14 protein-coding genes and 1 riboswitch are annotated in these 19744 nt (G+C 34.6%); of the genes, 4 read left to right on the forward strand and 10 right to left on the reverse strand.

Going from position 1 to position 19744, the window contains the following annotated elements; all coding sequences use genetic code 11:
* Positions 1 to 2 precede the first annotated feature (2 nt).
* Genes nqrC through A3GM_RS0101995 form a run of 3 tightly spaced genes read right to left on the reverse strand, consistent with a single transcriptional unit; the run spans position 3 to position 3296 of the window.
* Positions 3 to 734 carry an NADH:ubiquinone reductase (Na(+)-transporting) subunit C gene (gene nqrC, locus A3GM_RS0101985; RefSeq protein WP_018361710.1) on the reverse strand — a complete coding sequence of 244 codons (732 nt, stop codon included), beginning with the start codon at positions 732 to 734 and terminating at the stop codon, positions 3 to 5.
* A 4-nt stretch (positions 735 to 738) separates the two neighbouring features.
* Positions 739 to 1899 carry an NADH:ubiquinone reductase (Na(+)-transporting) subunit B gene (locus tag A3GM_RS0101990; RefSeq protein ID WP_018361711.1) on the reverse strand — a complete coding sequence of 387 codons (1161 nt, stop codon included), beginning with the start codon at positions 1897 to 1899 and terminating at the stop codon, positions 739 to 741.
* A gap of 47 nt (positions 1900 to 1946) precedes the next feature.
* Positions 1947 to 3296 carry a Na(+)-translocating NADH-quinone reductase subunit A gene (locus A3GM_RS0101995; protein ID WP_018361712.1) on the reverse strand — a complete coding sequence of 450 codons (1350 nt, stop codon included), beginning with the start codon at positions 3294 to 3296 and terminating at the stop codon, positions 1947 to 1949.
* A 229-nt stretch (positions 3297 to 3525) separates the two neighbouring features.
* Here A3GM_RS0101995 and A3GM_RS0102000 point away from each other — a divergent pair, with 229 nt between their 5' ends.
* Both A3GM_RS0102000 and A3GM_RS0102005 read left to right on the forward strand, forming a co-directional pair.
* Positions 3526 to 7968 (forward strand): translocation/assembly module TamB domain-containing protein, encoded by a 4443-nt coding sequence (locus tag A3GM_RS0102000; protein WP_479691181.1) that lies wholly within the window; start codon positions 3526 to 3528, stop codon positions 7966 to 7968.
* A 275-nt stretch (positions 7969 to 8243) separates the two neighbouring features.
* Positions 8244 to 10055: a MutS-related protein gene (locus A3GM_RS0102005; protein ID WP_018361714.1), complete on the forward strand. Its 1812-nt coding sequence runs from the start codon at positions 8244 to 8246 to the stop codon at positions 10053 to 10055.
* A gap of 108 nt (positions 10056 to 10163) precedes the next feature.
* On the opposite strand, the gene A3GM_RS0102010 is transcribed toward A3GM_RS0102005, so the two are convergent.
* From A3GM_RS0102010 to A3GM_RS0102035, 6 genes are all read right to left on the reverse strand, one after another.
* Positions 10164 to 11192 (reverse strand): iron ABC transporter permease, encoded by a 1029-nt coding sequence (locus A3GM_RS0102010; RefSeq protein WP_018361715.1) that lies wholly within the window; start codon positions 11190 to 11192, stop codon positions 10164 to 10166.
* Entirely contained in the window at positions 11189 to 12316 is a 1128-nt protein-coding gene (locus tag A3GM_RS0102015; RefSeq protein ID WP_018361716.1) for an ABC transporter substrate-binding protein, read from the reverse strand. Before A3GM_RS0102015 ends, A3GM_RS0102010 begins: the two co-directional genes overlap by 4 nt.
* Complete coding sequence (locus A3GM_RS0102020) at positions 12316 to 13410, reverse strand: YncE family protein (protein WP_018361717.1); 1095 nt, start codon at positions 13408 to 13410, stop codon at positions 12316 to 12318. Before A3GM_RS0102020 ends, A3GM_RS0102015 begins: the two co-directional genes overlap by 1 nt.
* 14 nt (positions 13411 to 13424) lie before the next feature.
* Positions 13425 to 15419, reverse strand: a complete 1995-nt coding sequence (locus tag A3GM_RS0102025; RefSeq protein ID WP_018361718.1) for a TonB-dependent receptor plug domain-containing protein — start codon at positions 15417 to 15419, stop codon at positions 13425 to 13427.
* A gap of 52 nt (positions 15420 to 15471) precedes the next feature.
* A riboswitch (cobalamin riboswitch) is annotated at positions 15472 to 15668 on the reverse strand.
* Positions 15669 to 15709: 41 nt separating this feature from the next.
* Entirely contained in the window at positions 15710 to 16432 is a 723-nt protein-coding gene (locus tag A3GM_RS0102030) for an acid phosphatase (RefSeq protein ID WP_018361719.1), read from the reverse strand.
* A gap of 59 nt (positions 16433 to 16491) precedes the next feature.
* Complete coding sequence (locus A3GM_RS0102035) at positions 16492 to 16962, reverse strand: PaaI family thioesterase (RefSeq protein WP_018361720.1); 471 nt, start codon at positions 16960 to 16962, stop codon at positions 16492 to 16494.
* A gap of 214 nt (positions 16963 to 17176) precedes the next feature.
* On the opposite strand from A3GM_RS0102035, the gene A3GM_RS0102040 reads away from it, so the two are divergent.
* Positions 17177 to 17503: a DUF190 domain-containing protein gene (locus A3GM_RS0102040; protein WP_238299177.1), complete on the forward strand. Its 327-nt coding sequence runs from the start codon at positions 17177 to 17179 to the stop codon at positions 17501 to 17503.
* A gap of 330 nt (positions 17504 to 17833) precedes the next feature.
* On the opposite strand, the gene dapA is transcribed toward A3GM_RS0102040, so the two are convergent.
* The gene (gene dapA / locus A3GM_RS0102050) at positions 17834 to 18721 is read right to left on the reverse strand and encodes a 4-hydroxy-tetrahydrodipicolinate synthase (RefSeq protein WP_018361723.1); all 888 of its coding nucleotides are present in this window, start codon (positions 18719 to 18721) and stop codon (positions 17834 to 17836) included.
* 324 nt (positions 18722 to 19045) lie between these two features.
* Between dapA and A3GM_RS0102055 the strand changes: the two genes are divergently transcribed.
* The gene (locus A3GM_RS0102055) at positions 19046 to 19690 is read left to right on the forward strand and encodes a DUF6359 domain-containing protein (protein WP_018361724.1); all 645 of its coding nucleotides are present in this window, start codon (positions 19046 to 19048) and stop codon (positions 19688 to 19690) included.
* Positions 19691 to 19744 lie beyond the last annotated feature (54 nt).

The raw sequence follows: 19744 nt of genomic DNA on the forward strand, positions 1-19744 counted from the left end.
TATTATTTTTTATCATTAAAGAACTTAATATACGCTCCTAAACCTTCATGAAGCATTTCTGTAACACCATTCATTGTTAAGGTTGCTCCTGTAACAGCATCAACCTGATTAGCTTGCTTTTCTGGATCTATCTTCTTTGAAATAGATAACGCTACAGTATTTCTATCATTCGCAAAGATGTGCTTATTCTTAAATAAAGCCTGCCAATTAGCGTTATCTTTGATTTCAGCTCCAAGTCCAGCGGTCTCACTTGCGTGATTAAAATATACGCCATAAATGGTTGACTTATCATCGTTTACAGCAATATAACCATTGATTGGTCCCCAAAGTCCCATTCCATATACTGGAATAACATAAACTTTCTTACCATTTACATTACAATCGAAAAGAGCAAGCTTACCATTTTTGAAATCATCGCCAGTGAGTTTAAAACCGTCTTTTACTCCTCCTTGTTCGCCATTGCTAATCACTTTAGCATTTGTATCAATCACCTTATCTCCCAACACAATATCATGATACGCCTTGTTGGTTTCTTCGTCTGAAAGATCACGTATATTTAACGAGTTAAGAATCTGCTTTTTCTTATCTAATGCCTCATTAGCATCTTGTCGAGATTTAAATACTTGGAAGACAAGAGCCAACAAGAAAGCTACTACAACTACAAGAACTGTAGAATATATAATAATGTATGAGTTTGAATTGGTATCAAATCTCTTTTTATTTCCTTCTGCCATGTCTTTATTTCTTTGTTTTTAAACGTTTCATTCTCTTATCAATATTACGTTGAACTACGCAATAGTCAATTAGAGGAGCAAACATATTTCCGAATAATATAGAAAGCATCATTCCTTCAGGGTAACCTGGATTCATAACACGAATAATGATTGTCATTGCTCCAATCATAAAACCAAAGATGTATTTTCCTGTCTCTGTTCGTGCAGATGTAACAGGATCAGTTGCCATAAATACAGCTCCGAAGCAGAATCCACCTAAGATTAGGTGCTCATACCACTCTATTGAAGTCATACCTAAAGACTTGAAAAGAAGTGACATCACAATACCTCCGAAGAAAACACTAAACATTGTTTTCCAACTTGCGATACCTGTCCACAACAATATAATAGCACCTATTGCAATTGCAATAACACTTGTCTCTCCAATAGAGCCAGGAATGAATCCTACTATCATATCAGAAATAGAATAAGTAATAGGTGTATGTTGTGCTAACTCGCCTAAAGGAGTTGCAGCAGTGAACGAATCAGGAAGGTTATTACCTACTCCTAAAATTGAATTGGTAGATACCCAAACGCTATCTCCTGTCATTGTTGAAGGATAAGAGAAGAATAAGAACGCACGAATACATAACGCTACGTTGAAAATATTCATTCCTGTTCCTCCAAATATCTCTTTACAAATGATTACAGAGAATGCCGTTGCAATTGCAAGAGTCCACAAAGGACAGTTAACTGGAACAATTAAAGGAACCAATATACCTGTAACTAGGAATCCTTCTTGTATCTCTTCGTTCTTCCATTGTGCCCAAGCAAACTCTATTCCCAAACCAACTGCATAACTTACAACTAGCTTTGGCATTACAGCAAGGAAACCATAGAGAAATACTTCGAAGAAACTTGCATCATTATAAGTATTTGATAATGTATAATTGAAATAACCAACGTTATACATTCCAAATAATAATGCAGGCAGAAGTGCAATCACTACAAAACTCATGATTCGCTTTGAATCAATCGAATCATGAATATGAACGCCTGTTTTTGAAGTCTCATTGGGAACATATAGGAATGTTTCCAATCCTTCAAACACACTTTTGAAAGCATGAAGTTTACCTTCTTTCTCAAAAGATGGCTTTATCTTATCTAGATAATTTCTTAAAGACATAAGAATATATTAATTATAAAACAATCTAAATTTATTAACAATAAGGTTTAAGCATTTTCCTTTCGGAGCATATCTAAACCCTTACGAACAATTGATTGAAGCTCTAGTTTCGATGAATCAACAAACTCTGCAAGCGCAAAATCTTGTGGAGTTACTTCGTATATACCAAGTTGTTCCATCTTATCTATATCTTCTGCAATGATAGCTTTTATGAGATACTCTCCAAAAATATCCATAGGAAGAACCTTATCATACTCTCCACTCATGATCATATGACGCTCTCCGCCCTTTATTCTACTATCTAAATCATACTCTTTCTTGCCTAATAGCCAAGAAAAATAGCTTCTATTAGCAGAATATTGATTAAAACGAGGAAGTATCCAGCCAAACATTTCATTACTATCATCGCCTTCTGGGATTACAGTTACTTCAGAAGAGAATGCTCCAAGATAACCTTCTTCACAGCTCTTTACACCAGTTAGAGGATTACCATCAATAATTCTAACATGTTGTTCTTTAACTATTCTGTCCTTTAAAATAACTGACAAAGGAGTTCCTGTTATGGTTTCAACATAAGAAGGTTCGTTTATCATACTACCTGCAACTGCAACTAAGCGAGTAAAGTCAAGTGTTCCTTTATTCAATAAACGACCAATAAAAACAACAACCATTGGATCTACCATCCAAACAACTTCTCCTTTATTTACAGGATCAAGATGATTTACTTGAACAGAAGCATTACCTGCAGGACAAGACCCATCAAATATATTTACTTCTACATCTTTTGCACCAAGTAAAGCTTCACTCTTCTGATGACGTCCAACGCCCAAGTAGGTTTTAGCTACACGTGAAAGAGCAGTCAATCCTGTTTGAAACTCATTCTCATTACCTTTTAATTCAAATTCGAAGTCTGCAGAAAGAGGCATATCTCTGAATGCAGAAACAAAAATAGATTTTGGCTTTACTGATGCATTTGTTGACACGCCATAAGGTAATTGGGTAATATAACCCAACAATCCTGCTGAAGATAAAAGTGTAAGTAACTCGTCATCTGAGAAGTTCGAATGTCCTTTCACCTCAAATTCTTTATACTCCTGCGCTTCAGAAGCAAGAACTTTAACGTAAAGAACCTTACGTCTGTCTCCTCGAACGATTTCTTTTACAGTTCCACTTACTGGAGAAGTAAATACAACATCTTCAAAATCTTTGTTCACAAATAAAGGATCTCCAACCTTAACATTATCACCTTCGCGCACAACTACTTTTGGACGTACTCCAATAAAACTGCTTGGAGCAAGTGCATACTCGCCTTTTATCCCCAAAACATCTTTTCTTTCCTTCGCTTTGCCTTTTAGGTTTATGTCTAAGCCCTTACGTAACTTAATTACATTTGCCATAAATTTTTATATAACTAATAGACTAAAAAGTTTATCAAATCGATTCTTCCTTTAGAAAAGAGAATATCAAATATACAATATTTAATAACTCTTTTATAGGCTGTGCAAATTTACTAAAAAAGAAATAGAAATGAAAGAAAACAGCCCTTTTATTCCTCTTTCCTGTATAAATATTGTAATTTTGTGCAGGTTTTTAGTTCTTTAGGGGTATTTGAGACGACTTAGAAAGATAATAAACACTGTAATTTGGTCGCTAGTTGGACTATATTTACTTTCTGTAATACTATTGCACATACCAATAGTACAATCTTTCATTGGCTCAACTGTAGCTCAAGCTGTTAGCAAAAAATTAGGGACCGAAGTTGTTGTAACAAGAGTTGACCTTGGATTCTTCAACAGAATCATCATTGATAACTTTTACATTAAAGACCACAAACAACAAAACCTTCTAAAAGCATCACGTCTTTCTGTAAAGATCAACCCTATTTCGATCTTCAAAGGAAAGATTATTATATCATCAATACAGCTTTTTGGTTCTAAATTTAATCTCTATAAAGAAAGCAATACTGCAAAAGCTAACTTTCAATTCGTTTTAGATAGCCTTGCGTCAAAAGATACTTTAAATCAAACTCCATTAGACTTAAAGATCAATTCTATCATTATTCGAAATGGAAAAGTTTACTATAACATTCTCAACACCCCTCATACTCCAAAGAGATTTAATACAAATCACATTGACATTAGCAATCTAAGTGGACATATTATACTTAATACTCTCACCAATGACTCGATAAATGTCAATATAAAACGACTCGCATTAAAAGAAAAAAGCGGTATTGATCTCAAGAATATTCAACTGAGTTTGGATGCAGGAAAACAAAGTGCAAAACTTAAAAAATTACAAGTTCAACTACTCAACTCTACCCTTCAATCCGATAGTATAATGGCCTTCTATCGCATTAAGGATAAAACTATTGAGCTACCTTCTCTCACTTTCAATGGAAAATTTAACAAGATTGATATAAACCCTTATGATTTAAGCACTTTTGAGAATACCTTAAATAAGATAAATCATCATTACATTGGCGCCTTTTCTTTTGAGGGAACCTCTACATCTCTCAACATTAAAGACTTTACCCTACACTCTTCTGATGGTGGTTTGAAGCTTAAAGCAGGCATATTTGTGAAAGGTGGATTCAAAAAACCAAAATGGTTCATCAGTATTCCTCAATTAATAGCCACTCAAACACACATCAGCTACATTCATAAACTTATAACATCGCAAAAAGAACAGCCTCATTGGCTCACTCAATTAGGTACAGTTTCTTATACAGGAGAGCTGGGTGGATATGGAAAAGAGTTATCCACTCGAGCAAATATCAAGACAAATGTAGGTAATGTTCTACTAGACTTAGGTATCCATGGAAAAGATATTAACGGACACATCAACTCTAGTAATATTAACATTAAAGAACTTACAGATAATCAAACATTTGGAAATATATCTTTAAAGTTAGACTTTAATGGAATAATCAACAACAATAAGCTCAGCAAGATAAGTCTAAAAGGCGTTGTTCCCCTATTCGATTACAACAATTATTCTTATAAAAACATCACCGTTAATGGCTCTTATGAAAAGGACATCATTAATGGAAAACTTGCATTGAACGACCCCAATGGAAATATAGATATTGATGGTAGAATGAATATTAGTCCTAAAAACTTTATGGCTAATATCGAAGCAAAGGCCAATCAAGTAAATATCAATGCGCTAAAGATAACCAATAAGTATCCACAAACAAACTTTAGCTTTGTTCTTTCTACCAATTTCACTGGAAAAGACATTAATTCTCTCAATGGTAGAATTGACCTTAAAGACTTTAAAATGGTATCTGATAAGTTGAATTATGCACTCGAAGAATTCAATATCACTGCCCAAAACAAAGGTAACACCCATGTGGTAAATCTACACTCAGACTTTGCAGATGCTCAAATTGAAGGTTTTTATCAATATCAGACATTATATATTAGTGTTCTAAACCTCATTAATAGTCGCCTTTCTACTATACCGGGACTACCAAAATCTAAAGGAATTACAAAGAATAACTTCACCATTAATGCCACATTATATAAGGCAGACTGGCTCAATCACTTCTTTAATATACCTTTAGATGTAACCCACCCTATAACTATTGCAGCAAAGGTAAACGACAAAGAGCAAGATATTGATCTTACACTTACAGCCAATAACTTTGTTTATGCAGGCAAAGAATATCAAGAAGGCTGGCTAAACATCACCTCTCCAGGCGATTCTTTATGCGTAAAAACAAATATCTCAAGTGTCAACTCTCAAGGAACTAAATTAGACTTGGGCTTAAATGCTATTGCAATACACAACCAACTAAGCACCCAACTCTCTTTTAATAATAATCAAGATAAGAGACTTAAAGGTGAAATCAATGCCGACACACGCTTTTTAAAGAATAGTAATGGCATTTCAACTGCTGCAATTAACATCAAGCCGTCAACGATTATGATTGGCGATAGCACTTGGACCGTTGAACCTTCTACAGTTAATTATAGTAAAGATTTGCTCGCTATCAACAACTTTAAAATAAGTCATAAGGAGCAATACCTTAACATCAACGGAAATGCTACAAAGAGCTTAAACGAGTCTTTGCAAGTTGATTTTAACGATATTGATGTTGATTATATTTTGAACTTTGTCAACTTCACTGCTGTAAGCTTTGGAGGTCAAGCTACAGGACACGCATTTATAAGCGGTGCTCTATCGTCAAAACCTGAAGGTTTCGCCACATGTGATGTCAAACAGTTTACTTTCGAGAACGGTCCAATGGGAACTTTAGCAGCTAATGTTCTATGGAATTCAAAAGAAGAACAAATTGAAATCGACGCTATTGCAAACGAAGCAGATAACAAGAACACGCTTATTGAAGGCTATGTGTCGCCTAGGCGCAATTATATCGATTTAGATATCAATGCTCAAAACAGCAATTTGGCATTTGTTGAGAGCTTTACTAAGTCGTTTATGAAGAACGTTAACGCCACAGGAAAAGGCTCAGTAAAGCTTTCTGGGCCTTTAAACATGTTGAATTTAACTGGAAAGATTGAGGCAAATGGTAGTTTAGATATCACAAGTTTAAATACAACTTATTATCTAAAGAACGACATTGTAACCTTTATTCCTAATGAAATTAGATTCGAAAACGACTCTATTTACGACCGAAACGGCAATATCGGCATCGTAAATGGAACTCTTCATCATAAAAACCTTACCAATCTTACTTATGATATTGGTATAAAGGCAAAGAAACTACTTGCATACGACACACATACTTTTGGTGAAAATACATTCTATGGAACTGCTTTCGTAACAGGAGATTGTAACATAAAGGGAAAAAGTGGTGAGGTTGTGATTGACGTAAACGGCACAACAGAAAAAGGCTCTACCCTTGTTTACGACGTATCAAACAAGAACTCACTCAGTGATAACAGCTTTATTCACTGGAATACTTATAAAGATAGTCTTGCATTTGAAGACGATTCTATTGTTGTAGAGAATAGAACTATCTACAAAAAGGAAATCTTTAAGCCCAAAGACATACCCACCAATATCCATATAAACTTTGCAGTTAACTGCACAACTGATGCCTCTGTAAAACTCATTATGGATAGTAATAGTGGCGATCATATTATTCTTAAGGGTGAAGGTGGATTGAGAGCATCTTATTATAACAAAGGAGGTTTTGAGCTATTTGGTAACTATCTTGTTCAAGAAGGTGTGTACAAGCTTACTATTCAGAATGTAATTAAAAGAGATTTCACATTCCAACCAGGTGGAGTTATCAGCTTCGGAGGCGATCCTTTTGCTGCTGCTCTCAACCTAAAGGCAGTCTATACGCTCAATAGTGTTAGCTTGTCTGAGCTTAAATTAGGCCGTTCTTTCTCATCAAACAATATCAAGGTAAATTGTTTGATGAACATTTCGGGTACTCCAGAGAGTCCTAAAATCGACTTTGGACTCGATATGCCAACTATTAATAGCGACATAAAGCAAATGGTATTCAGCCTTATCAATGGAGAAGAGGAAATGAATCAGCAAGTATTATATTTGCTTGCAGTAGGCAGATTCTACACGAAAACAGCAAATGCACCCGATAATAGCAACATAGAACAACAGAGTCAGGCTTCTCTTGCTATGCAAAGTATTCTAAGTGGAACTATTAGTCAGCAGATAAATTCGGTATTAAATTCGGTAATCAATAGTTCTAATTGGAGCTTTGGAGCGAATATTTCAACTGGAAATAATGGTTGGAATAATGCTGAATATGAAGGTTTATTAAGCGGAAGACTATTAAACGACCGCCTACTCATTAATGGTCAGTTTGGATATAGAGACAACATCAATAGCACAACCAACTTTATCGGCGACTTTAGTATTCGTTATTTACTAACTCCTAAAGGCGGATTCTCGGTAAATATCTATAATCAAACCAACGATAGATACTTCACTAAGAATAGCTTAACAACACAAGGCATTGGTATTTTGATAAAGAAAGAGTTCAGTAGCTGGCGTGATTTATTTGGCAGAAAACGTAAAAAGAAGGCTAATGATTCTATTGATGTCAACAAGAAGGATGTTGCTCAATAGCAATAAACACAGCTATCTCTCCCCTTTTATTCTTTATTCAACTCTTTCTCTCTTATTCTTTTCTCTGAAAAGGATAACTTTTACTCTATAAAAGCATTGACTTTGCCTTCTAATTACATTGCTTTTTAACGACAAACTCAATGCTTTTACAATACTACTATTAATGAGTAGTATCCTCAAGCGTTGAAAACTTGTCCCGTATAATTGTTTAATTCATTATTATTCAATACCTTTGTATCATCTAAACAATTATAATCACCTTATAAAAGACATAAATGATTGACCCTAAACAGTATTATAAAGCACAACAGCTTGAACATAGAAACATTTTAAAAGCATTACAAAAGAAAGAGCTCTACCTTTTTATTGCTAGATTACTTTCGGGCTTTTCCTCTTTATCTCTACTGATATGGGGATTTTATACCAAATCAATAGAACTTGGTTTAGGTGGCGTTATCTCATTATTACTATTTATTGTTTGTGTATATTGGTATAAAAGCAATATCAATAAAATTAAACAATGCAAGCAAATTCTCAAAGCTGTTAATAATGAGCTAGTCTATTTCAAAGGAGAATTTACGACATACAATGGCAAAGACTATGTTTCTGCCCAACATCCATTTACATACGATATCGATATTTTTGGCGAATCATCTTTATTTCATCGCATCAACAGAACTATAACTCAAAGTGGCTCTAAGCAATTAGCCTCTTTCTTATCGAATGTAGGATGCGGAAAGCATGCTATTTTACAACGACAAGCAACCCTAGATGAGCTAGAAAAACAGCACAACTACTTAATTCATCACAAATCAATTGCTGAAATAGAAAGTAAAAAGATTCGTTTTAGTATAGAAAGTTACTCTTCTATATTTAATATAAAGACACTAAGCATCATCATGTCTTTATCTCTTTTCATTCTAATAAGCTGTTGGGGAAATCTTTTCACATGCTTGTTTTTAGAAAAATCACTCATTCTACCTATTTATATTCTTGCAAGTATCATCTTCATTAATGGCCTAATTAGTACATTTTACTTTCAAAAGGGAAATAAAATCATACTAAAACTCAAGCAGTTAATATCTTTATCTGAAAGTTATGCCCCTATTATATCTTTAAATACAGCCATAACATTTAAAAGTAATACTTTAAAAGAAATTCAATCAGCCTTACTACTGCATAAAAAGAGTGTGAAAGAACTCAGTACGATGAATGAATTTCTTGGCTTTAGGAATAATGTTATTTTGTGGATGGTTAGCAATACACTTTTCCTTCTTGATGTATTTATCTTTATCAAGTTCATAAAATGGGAAAAGAAAAACTTGTCAAAGCTTCATGATTTAGAGGACACTATAGGACATTTAGATGCTTTAATAAGTTTAGCAACATATAATTTTAATCATCCTAATGCTGTAACTCCTCAGATTGTAACAAGTGGTTGCATATCAGGAAAGAACATCTATCACCCATTTATGGCCTTTAAAGAAGCCATAGGAAATGATTTCACTCAAGAAGAAAGTATAATTACAATTATTACTGGTGCAAATATGTCTGGAAAGAGTACTTTTTTACGCACCATTGCTCTCAACATTGTACTTGCAAATACTGGTTGTAAAGTGTGTGCAGAGTCCTTTCTGCTTAATCCTTCAATCAAATTGTTTACAAGTATGCGTACTCAAGATAATATAGTTGCAGGCAAATCCTATTTCAATGCAGAGATAGACAGGTTAGAAAGTGCTATAGATTATGGAATGGAGCACCCTTCTACGTTGTTTATCTTCGACGAAGTTTTAAAAGGAACTAACTCGGAAGATAAACTATTGGGCTCTATTAACCTTTTAAAATTCTTCTCTCAAAAGCAATTTATGGTAATTATTGCTACGCATGACCTAGGAGTTACACACCTAGAAGAAGAGTTTGGCAGTAATAAGTATATCAATTATTGCTTTGAAATAGAATTAACAACTCCTATTTTGTACTCCTATATAATCAATAAAGGTGTTTGTAAAAATAAGAATGCATCTTTTATTGTCAATAAGATGTTGGAGTCAAAAATAAAGATGAATAATAATATAGAAGAAAAATAAACATTTCTTTCAAGAAACATCCTTCCATTGAGTTATTGAATTCACTTCAATAACTCTTTTTTATACTGGAGTTTCACACTAAATTCATTTTTCTTGCACCATCAACAACTACGAAAATCGTTTTAGTTTAAACACAATTACATATAAAACGATAGGTGCACCAACTAGAGATGTAACTGCATTAAGTGGTAATGCCCCCCTCTCTCCTGGCAAAACACACAAAAGATTGCAAAATAAAGCCATTGCTACTCCTGTAAAGAGCGTTAAAGGCAAAAGCCATTTATTATCTTCTGAGCTAATAACCAAGCGTACAAGGTGCGGAACTGCAAGCCCAATAAAAGATATAGGACCACAAAAAGAAGTAACACTAGCAACAAGTAGACCTGTAATGATTAATAAAATACTGCGCAAGGTTTGCACTTTTATACCTAAATTACGGGCATATAACTCTCCTAGAGAAAAGGCATTTAAAGGCTTTATCAAGAAAAACGTACTGATCAAAACGGGTATAATAAGCAGCGAAAAGAGTGGTATTTGCTCTAAAGTAACGCTATTAAAGCTACCCATTCCCCACAATAAATACGACCGAACGCCATCGGCTGTAGCATAAAAATTAAGGAGTGTGATGGCTGAAGACGTTAAATAGCCTATCATTATACCGATAATCAATAGTACAATGGCATTGCGAACAATATTCGAAAAGAATAAAACTATCAATGCAATAGTTATTGAACCCACAAAAGCAGCTATCAAAACAGCAGCATAACCACTTGCAGTTAAACCGCCAAGTGTGATGTTTCCTCCCATCATTAACAGCACTAAAGCAACCCCAAGTGCTGCTCCTGCATCAATACCAAACAGAGATGGCCCTGCCAAAGGATTCTTAAAGGTTGTTTGAAGCAACAGACCTGATATTGCAAGAGATGCTCCACACAATATTGCGGTGATGACTTGAGGAAGTCGAAGACCATAAATGATATAACTACCAGCTTGTAATTCGTTAGAAGTATCACCACCTAAAATAGCCATTACATCACTAAAAGGAATGTAAACACTACCTACAAGAATGTTCAACACTATCAATAAAGGAATAAAGATAGCAAGAACGATGCAATATGTATAAAGCTTTGTTTTCAAAGTTTCTTGTAATATTTTAATTGATTTGCCTGAAAATGATTAGGATGAAGCATGATGATAAAGTCGTGAAGAAGCCAATCTGGACGGAAAGGAGTTTCTTCAAAGAATGGAACTTTAGACGCATTACAAGCATAAACACTTCCATTTGACACCACTTTAAGAGCCTTATATCGATCATTTTCTTTCAGTAAATCACCCATTGTCATATCTTTCTCACCATTATAAGTAAACGCCCACACCTTTGCTTGCTGTGTTTTAGCAAATACTTGTTCGAAAGTTAAGGGAATAGAACCTGCCTTTTCATTTTCGGCAAACGAATAAATACCATTTGCATCCTTAATTAATTGCGCAATAGTACTTGTTCCTCCAGGGCAATACCACGTGCCAGACATCAATCGTTCAGTAAATATTTCGTTCTTAGAATTCAACTGATGAGCCATATCTGTTTGTGCTTTATAGTTTCTTTCCACCTCTTCAAACAGCTTTTCTGCTAATTCTTCGCAATTAAAGAACAAGCCATAGACCTTCATCCACTCTGCTCTTGCTAATGAAGAAGATTCCATATAGTCGGCACAAAAAATGATAGGAACACCTAATTTATCTAAGTTTTGGTAGCTTCCAGCCTGCTCATAGGGAGAAAGGAACAAGGCATCGGGCTTTATCAATATAAGTTTCTCGATATTAGGTTGAAACTCTTCGCCTGCATCAGCAATCTTTCCTCTTTTAATTTCATTTTCTATTACAGGTATATGAATATACTTTCGTCCTAAGACAGCAGCCATATTGGTTGTTTGTTTTAATTGATCTAAAAGATAACAATGGGCTGCAGTAGACATTACACATCGCTCTAAAGGAATAGAAACCTTTGTTCCTTGGAGTGAAGAAGGTAGCTTTTGAACATTATCTCGAGTGCAAAGAATGTATCGTTGCAATAGTTCTTTACTCTTCCAGGGATTCTTTATATTAACAATGGTATAGTCCTGATAACGAATAATATCAACTCCATGAGCATATTTCAAATGAAGTGTATCGCCCACTTCTGTAAAATCTCGTTGCTTTGAGAAATTACATGAAGTGAACAACACACTCAATATAACTATAATAGAATAAATAACAGAATGCATTATTTCAAGAATACTATTGCATTAGGATTGATTCCGCCTGCACTAAACTTATTAATGTAAGTACCATTCTTATCAAAATGATAAACAACACCATTACTAACGTAGTCTGTTGTACCAATATAAAAGCTTCCATCCAATGAATTTCTTGTAACCATATACACAGTATTAGAATACAACTCTGTAGGAACATTCTTCAAATTCCATGTACTTGTTTGTTTGGTATCGCTATTATATATCGCGAAACTGTTGACATCTTGAGAGATTGCAGCAGACTTATTCTTCACCATATAAAGCAAATTATCTACTGCAAGCACCTTATCTACTTGTGCAATAAGCTGATATTCAAACTTATTTAGGTCGTAAGAATAAACTTGTCCGTAATAACTTGACCAGTCTGCAGTGTGATATAACGCTGTGATATAAGTGTAGTTACCAGCTGCAACAATACTTGTTGGGTTGTAAGGAGCTTTATGTGTTGTTGAAGTTTTAAACTCTTGGATATCAATTGCAGATAAAGTGTTTCCTTCTCCATATCCCGAGTTAACACAATAGAGCTTTCCTTTCGCTTCAATTATCTGCTCAGGGTTAGCTCCAACCTTTACACTATCTTCAAGAGTTAGTGTCTTTGCATCGAAACGAGCAACGTATCCGCCATAACATGTCACATAAAGTTTATTATTAACTGCCACTACTTTACGTGGAGCACCAATGGTGTTAAACTTCTCGAATGCTGCCAATTGAAGTCCAGCACCACTCAAACGCAAAAGTCTTTTTGAGTTATTCACCACAACATAGATATCGCCATCATAAGTAATCATATCATTTGCAGTGTCACCTAACTTCTGTTTGTTTTGGGTTTCGTAGATGTCTGCATTAAAGATTGTATCGGTTTGAGGATTAAAGAAATAGAGATGAGAGTTATTTCCACCAAAACTTCCTTCGCTAAGAACAAAACCTCTGTACGAAGGTAAATCCACTTTAGAATCTTTTCTCCATTCTTCCATTCCGTTGTTATCATCAGAACATGATGAGAAAAGAGACAAAGAACTTACAATACACAAGGCAAAAAGCCATAAACTAGTTAATTTTTTCATCTATTAAATTGTTTTTATAAAGTTAGAGATGCCGTGAATCGCACTTGACGACCAGGCATCGGATAATATTTTATGATATCATATTGCTGATTAGTGATATTCTGTAATGTGAGTGAACACACCATTTGGGCTTGCTTTAGCATAAAATCTTTACTCAATGTGACGCTATGCTCTGCGAAAGGAGCAAGTCGGTATTCACTTGTTTGCTGCATCATACTATAACGTTCGCTATTGGTAGACATACTATAACCAACACTTAGCCAAGGTAATTGAGCAACAAGCGTGCAATGAGCACTATGCTTTGGAGTGTAAGGCAATTGCTTATTGAAAGAATAAGTAGTGCGATCACTTCTATCTAATGCTTGTTGTAGCGAATAAGAAAGGGTTCCTTGTAGGGAAAAGTCTTTAGAAAGAGGCCAAGAAACATTTGTAGTAAGATCTAATCCATAGATATTTACTTTTCCAAAATTCACCATCTTCCATACATATAGTGATGGGAATGCTACCAATTTATCTTTCACCTTATTATAATATGCATCTACTGTGGTTTCTATTTTCGCCTTATTGAAAAGCGATCCCTTATAGGTTAATCCACAATTCGCCATTATTGCTTGCTCTGGTCGAAGCTTCGTGTTGCCAAACTTTAAATAATAGAGTTCATTAAACGATGGCATTCGATAGCAACCCTTCAACATTAAGCGCATCAACAAGCCTTTATTAGGAAGCAAAGCATAAGACATTGCAATTGAAGGAGATAGATTAAACCTTGTAAGAGCAGATGAATTATTCCTTGTTTTCTCGCTACTAAAAGACGAAACAAGCGTCCCTTCGCCTTTAAAACGCTTATAATGATATTTTAAATTGAGTGCAGTTAAACTTGTAAAGCGAACTGGCTGCGCTGTTATTGCAGCACCTTCAAGAAGTTTATTCAAAGAGAAATCTTGCGAAAGAGATAACGTTAAAGCTGAAGAAAACGTGTAAGCAAAGGCAGAAGAAAGATAGAATTCGTTCTGACTGTTGATTTCTTTCAGCATACCTGTTGGGTATTGACTACCTACATCTATATATTTATTTCGGGCATAACTATAATTTAAGATTGCTTTCATTTGCATTCTTTGATCTAAGAGAGGCATTTGAAGAGTTGTCTGGAAAGCAAAATTATCATCCCATAATCGTTCTTTAGCATCGTGGTTATACAGAATCACTCCTCCAGGAAGTCCTCTTTCTGAATGATAATAATTGACCTTAGACTGTAATAGCACTCCTTCTTTAACCAAATGAAAAAGGTTCAACTCTGAATTCAGAGAAGAAATATCATCATTTTGACGTTTTTCTTTGGTTGTTAAACTTCCATTTTTCAAGGTAAAAGGATAATCACCCTTACTCTTTATATATGTAACATTAGCTCCAATAGATGTTGTTGGGTTTATTTTCTGCCACAAACGGAAAGCTGGTTGATAGTAATTAAACGAGCCCAAAGTGAGACTTCCATTTACACTTGTATGCTTATTCGAATAGAAAAAAGCTTTTCCATCAGTCTCTATCATTAGTACTCCTGCCGAAGCATAATGTCTTGCCGTTTGTAATAAAGCACTGCTATGTCCCAAAGCCACACTTGTTTGAGTCACTCCGTCTGTGGTAAAGCGTCCAATATCAATCTGTCCTGCTTGCAAATTACTAAGAACTAATCCATCATAGCTAACAGCTGTGTGGTGAGAAGATAGTCCTCTAAGACTAATTGTCTTCAATCCTCCCTGTCCACCATAATCTTTTACAGCTACACCAGCAAAGTATTTCACCGCATCTGATATACGATGGAAACCCAATTGCTGCATTTGCAGGTTATCAAAGGATTGTATGGGTTGTAAAGAAAGGGCATTAACGGGTTGCTTACTACCATATATCTTCACTCCTTCGAGTTGATATGTGGCAGTAATACTATCGTTCTGTGCATCAATAGGCAATACACACAAGAATAGAAAGAAGAGAATTAGATTCTTTCTTAACATATTGTATTTCCACAAAAAGACGTTTTTGACAGTCTTCCTCGAGACGAATCAAAACTTAAAAAGCATAATGGCAGGTCTTCTGACTTTGCAAAACGAAGATAAACGTCTTCCCAATTACATCAGTGACATCGTGTTTATTTCGTAATAATTATTGCTTACAGCAGCGGGACTGTTCAAGACTTTCACTTGATTCCCTTTTAATTCGTCTATCCATATCATGCTGAATATCTCACAATTCTTTACATGTTATCAAAAGAATGAAACCATTTGCATTTGCAAAAATACAATATTTATTTTGAAAGACGTGTAAATTCGTCCTTAGCTTTTTGCAGTTGTTTCATAAAAGACTTGTCTGCATGCAAACGAGCAACGGCTGCACTACCTGCAAGACGAGCATTATCGACATCGCTTTGATAATGAAATCCAGCAATAACCCTACTCTCTCCTATCTCATATCCACGTTTAAGAATTTCCTCTTGTCGTGCAGGATTGATCTCAGAGAGCACCAATGCAATTCCCCAACCAGTGGCAGAATGTCCTGAAGGATAAGAACCTGTATTGCGATAATGTGGTTCCTTGGCAGGAATAGAGGTCGTTTCATGAAATTGAACGAATGGACGCTTGCGCATATAGTGATGCTTTGCAGTTTGAGTTGCATATCCACAATCTGAGTTTAGCAAGGAAAGTAGATAAAATATCTGCGGAGTTGCGGTCTGAGAGATTTCTAATCCAAAAGCTTCAGAGAACTGTCTTGCTAACGATTCAGCTGTTTGTGTTGCATCATCAATAGCTTGTTCGCCTCTTTTTGAATTTCTTATAGACTTTCCCCATTGATATCTTGAGAAGTCATTGAAGAATGCAACGCTCGAAGTATCAGGTGGAGCGGGTAGATATTTCACACCATCTGGAAGGTCTTTTACACTTAAAAAAGAAGGATACTTATTGTTCTTTGCTTGTGAAAAAGCGATATTCGGACTACTAGCAATAAAACAAACTGCCAATATTCCCACCATTTTATTTTTCAATATCAATTTCATCTTTATATTATTAATAAGGTATAAATAAGGATTTATTATTCGTCTTCAACTTCACATTCTGTGAATCCCATTGCAGTTGCACGTTTCTTATCAAATGTGAAATAAGTGGCAACACCATGAACACACACTTCGTGGTTTTCATTTTCGATGGTTGCTTCTATATTTACGATATTTCTAAAAGTCGAAGAAATATGCGAACGCACGACAATTACTTTTGAAGAAGAAAGTATTGGCTTACGATAATTCACCTCTAACTTACTTGTTACACCTGTTGTTTGCATCTTTCTCAAAACAACCCAGCCTGCAATTTCGTCTATTATCGTACTTAATATTCCTCCATGCATCACGCCTACCCAACCTTGATAATGCTCACTGGGGTGCCAATATGATATAATTTCATCACCTTCTTCATAAAATTCCATCTTCAAACCTAATGGATTATCAGGACAACAACCAAAGCAATGGTATTCTTCTTTATGCAACCAAGGGTTCTTTATTTTCTTCATCTTAAATTATTGTTTAACATCTTATTTTTTACAATTGTTAATTCTTAACAGAAATACACAAACTTCACTCCATTAAGCAAAGCAAAATTACTTATTTCTGTTGAAATAAAAGTTTTTTATACATTTTATTCTACAACGTATAAGTTATTTTTGTAAATTTGCAATAACCACTATAAACCTACAAACAAGTCAAGTTATGAACGACAAAGCAAAAATGATTAAGATTTATATAAGTAATACAGACTTATATGAAGACGAGCCTTTATATCATTTTCTAGCTCGAATGGCCAAAGAATTCAATATGGCAGGTGCTACAATCTATAAAGGTATTATGGGATATGGATGCAGTTCTTCAACGATATTGCATTCACATTGGGAATTTACAGACAAGGTTCCTATCACTGTTGAGATTGTCGATAATGAAGAAAAGATTCACGACTTTCTTGATAAGATTAAGCCTTTGCTTCAAAAGGAGCCTGATGGTTGCATCATAACAACACAAGATGTTGAAGTTGCACTCATTACTTTAGACTCAAAGTAATAAGCTCTTACTTTTACTTTAAGTATCTTTTACACATAGCCTTGTAACAAAAGCATAATAGGATATGTGCGGTTCTGTAACAACAATTAAATTAAAACAAGATAAGAAGATTACCCCTTTCGTACTTTTTATTAGCTAAACTGAAATAATACCATAAATACCACCCTTTTGTAGGAATGGCATTATCGATATATTGGTTACAATTAATGCAAGAAACAGATTGCAAGTTTAAAGGATACTACATTCTAAAAGAACTCAACACACAAGTGATTCCTAATATTATCCTTAATATTCCTATCTTTATTACTATAAAATAATAGATTGACAGCTTTACATTTGAAGACCTTTCAAAATGTTTGCCATCTTTTGTTTTGTAGTAATACGGGTTGGAACTAATGGTAATCGAAGTACATTCTCAATGAAACCCATTTCGCTTAATAATGCTTTCACGCCCGCAGGATTACCATCTACAAATAATAAATCATACAACTCTGCAAAACGATGATGAATAGTTCTAGCAGGTTCGTATTCTCCATTAAACTCTAAACGTATCATTTTAGAGAATTCTCTAGGCAAAGCATTACCTATTACCGATATTGCTCCAGCTGCTCCACTAGCAACCATTGAGAATGTTAAGGCATCATCACCACTTAATACATCAAAACGATTAGGTTTATTTTGAATAATCTTATCCACTTGTTCTAAGTTTCCGCTTGCTTCTTTAATTGCAATAATATTCTCACAATCATTTGCAAGGCGCACAGTTGTATCCCATTGCAAATTCACTCCAGTTCTACCTGGAACATTATAAAGCACCACTGGCAACGGACTTTCTTTAGAAATAAGTTTAAAATGCTGATATAAACCTTCTTGGGAAGGTTTGTTATAATATGGACAAACACTCAAAATGGCATCTACCCCTTTAAAATCTGTAGTTTTCAGCTCATGTACTACGGCTTGAGTATTATTTCCTCCACATCCAATTAAGATGGGAACTTTACCTCTACATTGGTCTACAACAATATTTTTTATAGTCTGTTTCTCTTCAATCGACAAACAAGGAGTTTCTCCTGTTGTTGCTAATATGCACAAAAAGTCGGCTCCATTCTGCAATTGATAATCGATAATACGTTGCAATGCATCATAATCAACACTTCCATCTAACTTAAATGGAGTAACAAGAGCTGTTCCTAGACCTTTAAATATATTACAAGCCATAATTTTATTGAGATAAAGTTATGATATCACAGTATTCTTTCTCGTAAAAAAAACTCCTTGGTTATCTACTTTCAACGCTTTTAACACAATCTATCTCCTTCATTTCAACGAGTAGAAACGCCGTGAATCTATGCAAAGATAATAAATTTATTTGAAGAAATAATTGGAAACATACAAAATAAAAGAAATAAATACGCAACCATATAACAGGGGATACAGAAAACCATTCAAAAGATAATTATGAAAAGAAAAATAAGGATAAACTTGCAATGGGTTTCATATTTTTGTAATTTTGTAAAACGATATTAACCAAAAACAACAATAATGAAAGCATTTATTTATTCTATTATTACAGCACTATTTATCAATCTGTGTGCTTGTGAAAAACCTTATTCTCCAGAAAAAGAGAAAAATAAGAAAGAAACTACTATCGATTCTGAAGATGAAAAGGAAGAAGAAAAGCCTTCGGATGATGAAAAGAAGAGCCCTTCTGAAGATAAAAAAGAATCTGAGAACAACCCTCCCACTCCAGAAAAACCTAATCCTGACAAAGAAAAGGAAGGTACTACACCTGACAATCCATCAAACGACAAGCCCGATAACGGCAATACAGTTCCTAAAGAAGACCACATTTCAATATCTGATTTCTTAACTAAAGACTATCTATATCAAATATGGGTACAAGGTTATATTGTGGGTTCATGCTCAGGAAACATAAAGAATGCTACTCTAGAAGCACCTTTTAGCGGTCTATCTGCCATACTATTAGCAGATAATCCAAACGAGAAAGACATCAAAAAAATGATTGCCATTGAATTAAAGAGTAGATCTCAAGCAAGAAAAGAACTCAATCTTGTAGATAATCCTAATAACTTTGGACGAAAAATAAAGGTCTTTGGGTATCAAGAAGATTATCTAAATATTCCAGGAATTAAATCATGGGGCAACTCATACGAATGGGTTAAATAATTATATCATCATTCCTTATCCTTATAATTGCCTCAAAGGCAATCAAATTGTAAC

This window comes from Hoylesella nanceiensis DSM 19126 = JCM 15639 (assembly GCF_000379965.1).
In the GTDB taxonomy this organism is placed as follows: Bacteria; Bacteroidota; Bacteroidia; order Bacteroidales; family Bacteroidaceae; genus Prevotella; species Prevotella nanceiensis.

Coding starts and splice junctions, on each gene's coding strand:
- nqrC (WP_018361710.1), bottom strand. CDS start 734: ATGGCAGAAGGAAATAAAAAGAGATTTGATACCAATTCAAACTCATAC.
- A3GM_RS0101990 (WP_018361711.1), bottom strand. CDS start 1,899: ATGTCTTTAAGAAATTATCTAGATAAGATAAAGCCATCTTTTGAGAAA.
- A3GM_RS0101995 (WP_018361712.1), bottom strand. CDS start 3,296: ATGGCAAATGTAATTAAGTTACGTAAGGGCTTAGACATAAACCTAAAA.
- A3GM_RS0102005 (WP_018361714.1), top strand. CDS start 8,244: ATGATTGACCCTAAACAGTATTATAAAGCACAACAGCTTGAACATAGA.
- A3GM_RS0102015 (WP_018361716.1), bottom strand. CDS start 12,316: ATGCATTCTGTTATTTATTCTATTATAGTTATATTGAGTGTGTTGTTC.
- A3GM_RS0102020 (WP_018361717.1), bottom strand. CDS start 13,410: ATGAAAAAATTAACTAGTTTATGGCTTTTTGCCTTGTGTATTGTAAGT.
- A3GM_RS0102025 (WP_018361718.1), bottom strand. CDS start 15,419: ATGTTAAGAAAGAATCTAATTCTCTTCTTTCTATTCTTGTGTGTATTG.
- A3GM_RS0102030 (WP_018361719.1), bottom strand. CDS start 16,432: ATGGTGGGAATATTGGCAGTTTGTTTTATTGCTAGTAGTCCGAATATC.
- A3GM_RS0102035 (WP_018361720.1), bottom strand. CDS start 16,962: ATGAAGAAAATAAAGAACCCTTGGTTGCATAAAGAAGAATACCATTGC.
- A3GM_RS0102040 (WP_238299177.1), top strand. CDS start 17,177: ATGATTAAGATTTATATAAGTAATACAGACTTATATGAAGACGAGCCT.
- dapA (WP_018361723.1), bottom strand. CDS start 18,721: ATGGCTTGTAATATATTTAAAGGTCTAGGAACAGCTCTTGTTACTCCA.
- A3GM_RS0102055 (WP_018361724.1), top strand. CDS start 19,046: ATGAAAGCATTTATTTATTCTATTATTACAGCACTATTTATCAATCTG.